Annotated in this window: 2 protein-coding genes; both read right to left on the bottom strand. The window is 64.1% G+C overall.

Translation table 11 applies throughout. The features are described 5' to 3' along the window. On the bottom strand, nucleotides 1-1,714 hold a 1,714-nt coding region (glgB, locus tag EOA33_RS27060), incomplete at its 3' end, for a 1,4-alpha-glucan branching protein GlgB (protein WP_127407032.1). A 148-nt stretch (nucleotides 1,715-1,862) separates the two neighbouring features. Continuing rightward, nucleotides 1,863-3,917: glycogen/starch/alpha-glucan phosphorylase (locus tag EOA33_RS27055; RefSeq protein ID WP_127407031.1), on the bottom strand; the 2,055-nt coding region annotated here is incomplete at its 5' end.

Genomic DNA, 3,917 nt, shown 5'->3' with positions numbered 1-3,917 from the left:
ACATGAAGGCGTAATAGGCGCGCAAGGTCGCGAATTTCTGCCAGTCGTCGCGGGCCATCTTGCCCAGCAGCGTGCCCTTGCCATGCACGACCTCGTCATGGGAGAGCGGCAGCACGAAATTCTCGGAGAAGGCGTAGACAAGGCCGAAGGTGATGTCGTTGTGGTGGTGCTTGCGATAGATCGGCTCCTTGGAGAAATACTCCAGCGTGTCGTGCATGAAGCCCATGTTCCACTTGAAGCCGAAGCCCAGCCCGCCCTCATGCACCGGCCGCGACACTTTCGGCCATGAGGTCGATTCCTCGGCGATGGTCACCACGCCGGGATGGTGGCCGTAGAGCTCCTTGTTCATCTTCTGCAGGAAGGCGACCGCCTCAAGGTTCTCGCGTCCACCCTTCTCGTTGGGGATCCACTCGCCGGCCTTGCGGGAATAATCGAGGTAGAGCATCGAGGCAACCGCGTCGACGCGCAGGCCGTCGACATGGTATTTCTCGGCCCAGAACAGCGCGTTGTTGACCAGGAACGATACCACCTCGCGGCGGCCGAAATTGTAGATCGCGGTGTTCCAGTCCGGGTGGAAACCCTGGCGCGGATCGGCGTGCTCGTAAAGCGCGGTGCCGTCGAACTTCACCAGGCCATGCTCGTCCACCGGAAAATGCGCCGGCACCCAGTCGAGGATGACGCCGACGCCGGCGCGATGCGCACCGTCGACGAACCGGGCAAAGCCATCGGGATCGCCGAAGCGGGCGGTCGGCGCGTAGAGGCCGGTGGTCTGGTAGCCCCAGGACGGATCGTAGGGATGCTCGGAGATCGGCAGGAACTCGATATGGGTGAAGCCCGTGTCGACGGCATAGGGGATCAGGCGAGCGGCGAGCTCGTCCCAGCTCAGGAACGTGCCGTCGTCGCGAAGCTGCCAGGAGCCGGCATGGACCTCGTAGATCGAGATCGCCTCGCGCCTGGGATCGGCATTGCGCCAGAACGTGCGGTGCGCCTCGTCGCCCCATTCATGCGCTATCGGCGGCGCCGTCACCGACGCGGTGGCCGGGCGCAGTTCCGACTCGAAGGCGAACGGATCGGCCTTAAGCGGCAGCCGCACGCCGTCGGGGGCGATGATCTCGAACTTGTAGGGTTGGCCGGCGCCGATATCGGGGATGAACAGCTCCCAGATGCCGGTGTCGCGGCGGTCGCGCATCGTGTGCCGGCGCCCGTCCCATTCGTTGAATGCGCCGACCACCGAGACGCGCCGCGCATTGGGCGCCCAGACGGCGAAATGCACGCCGGTGGCGCCCTCATGGTCGATGACATGGGCGCCGAGCTTGTCGAAGAGCCTGAGATGCGAGCCCTCGGCGATATAGTAGTCGTCCAGCGGGCCGAGCACTGGGCCGAAGGAGTAAGGATCGGTCAGCCACCAGTCGCCGCCGGCATTCCTGGCGTGATAGCGCAGCGGCTGACGCTTCCTGAGCGTGAGCTTGCCCTCGAAGAAACCCGAATCGTCGCGTCGCGACAGCTCGCCTGCCGCCTTGCCGCTCAGCGTGTAGGCGGTGACGAACTCGGCGTTCGGGACGAAGCAGCGGACAACAAAACCCTTGCCGGCCTCATGCACGCCGAGAACCGCGAAGGGATCGCCATGCGTACCGGCGACAATCGCCGCGACATCGCCGGCTGGCGCCAATCCGTCCGGCCCGCTCGTCGCAGCGGTCGCGCGCGGCTTCCTCATCAGGCAGTCGCCCTCCCTGGGCACTCGAACTCAAATACTAGCGGAGGTTTGACTTCGACATCTGCATCGCCGACTGGTCCTGGATCGGTCGCAAGTGTCAAACTCACTCCACTAGGGGCCACGTTGTTCGTGACCTCATGCAATCATATCAGACGGGCACGTTCCAGATTTCTTTCGCATATTGGCGGATCGTGCGATCGGAAGAGAACCAGCCGACGCGGGCGACGTTGCGGATGGCGCGCGCGTACCAGTCGGGGCTGTTGCGCCAGACGGTATCGACGTCGCGCTGGGTGGCCGCGTAAGTATCGAAGTCGGCCGCCACCATGAACCAGTCGCTGTTGTAGAGGCCGTCGATCAATGCGCGGTAGCGCTGCGGATCGTCAGGCGAGAAGACGCCCGAGGAGATGGCGGCGAGTGCCTGTGAAAGTTCCGGCGAGGCTTCGATCACCGCGCGCGGATTGTAGCCGTTGTTGCGCCGGTCGGCGACCTCGGCGGTGGTCAGGCCGAAGATGAAGATGTTGTCGTCGCCGACACATTCCTTGATCTCGACATTGGCGCCGTCGAGCGTGCCGATGGTCAGCGCGCCGTTCAACGCGAACTTCATGTTGCCGGTGCCGGAGGCTTCCATGCCGGCGGTCGAGATCTGCTCGGAAAGGTCCGCGGCCGGCATCAGCACTTCGGCCAGGCTGACATTGTAGTTCGGCACGAACACGACCTTGAGCAGGCCGCGCACCGCCGGATCGCGGTTGATGACCCTAGCGACGTCGTTGGCGAGTTTGATGATCAGCTTGGCGTTGTGGTAGCTGGGCGCCGCCTTGCCGCCGAAGAATTTTACGCGCGGCATCCAGTCGCGCTCGGGATGCGAGCGGATCTGGTCGTAGAGCGCGACGGCTTCCAGGATGTTGAGCAGCTGACGCTTGTACTCGTGGATGCGCTTGACCTGAATGTCGAACAGCGCCGAGGGGTCGAGCTTGATGCCGAGCCGGTCGGCGACCAGGTTGGCGAGCCTCGACTTGTTCGCCCGCTTCACCGTCGCGAACTTCTCGCGGAACGAGGCATCGCCGGCAAAGGCGTCGAGCCCCTTGATGGCGTCGATATCGTCCAGGAAGCGGTCGCCGATCGCCTCGCGGGCAAGCGCAGTGAGGCCGGGATTGCACTGGATCAGCCAGCGCCGCGGCGTGATGCCGTTGGTCTTGTTGTTGATGCGGTCGGGATAGAGCTTGTGGAGGTCGGCGAACACCGTCTCCTTCATCAGCTCGGTGTGCAGCGCCGAGACGCCGTTGATCGAATGCGAGCCGACGAAGGCCAGATTGCCCATGCGCACGCGGCGGTCGCCATTCTCCTGGATCAGCGAGATACGGCTGATCTGCTCGCCAGAGAACTTATTGGTGGCGCGCGCCTCGAGCAGCACCTCCGCGTTGATGGCGTAGACGATCTGCATGTGGCGCGGCAAAAGCCGCTCGAACAGCGGCACCGGCCAGCTTTCCAGCGCCTCGGGCAGCAGCGTGTGGTTGGTGTAGCCGAAGGTGCGCTTGGTGATGTCCCAGGCCTGGTCGAAATCCATGCCGTGGACATCCATCAGAAGCCGCATCAGTTCGGGCACGGCGATCGCCGGATGGGTGTCGTTGAGATGGATCGCCGCCTTGTCCGGCAGCGACTGCAGGTCGCCATATTGGCTGAGATGGCGCTGGACGATGTCCTGCAGCGAGGCGGTGGAGAAGAAATACTCCTGGCGCAGCCTGAGCTCCTGCCCGGCCATGTGGGAATCAGCAGGATAGAGTACGCGCGACAGAGCGTCGGCCTTGTTGCTTTCGGCCAGCGCGCCGATGTGGTCGCCGGCATTGAACTTGTCGAGCAGGATTGGATCGATCGGCATGCCGGACCACAGCCGCAGCGTGTTGACGCGATTGGCTCGCCAGCCGGCGACCGGCGTGTCGTAGGCGACGGCCAGCACATGCTCGGTTGGCTTCCAGACGTGGCGCTCGAGCCTTCCGTCCTTGGAGGTGATCGATTCCACCGAGCCGCCGAAGCCAACCTCGAAGGAGCGCTCGCGCCGCTCGAACTCCCAGGGATTGCCATGATCGAGCCAGGTTTCCGGTAGCTCGACCTGCCAGCCGTCATGGATCTCCTGGCGGAACATGCCGTTGGCATAGCGGATGCCATAGCCGTGCGCCGGAATGCCGACGGTTGCCATGCTCTCCAT

This window comes from Mesorhizobium sp. M4A.F.Ca.ET.050.02.1.1, assembly GCF_003997725.1.
Lineage (GTDB): Bacteria > Pseudomonadota > Alphaproteobacteria > Rhizobiales > Rhizobiaceae > Mesorhizobium.
This window is presented reverse-complemented; position numbering and strand designations above follow the sequence as displayed.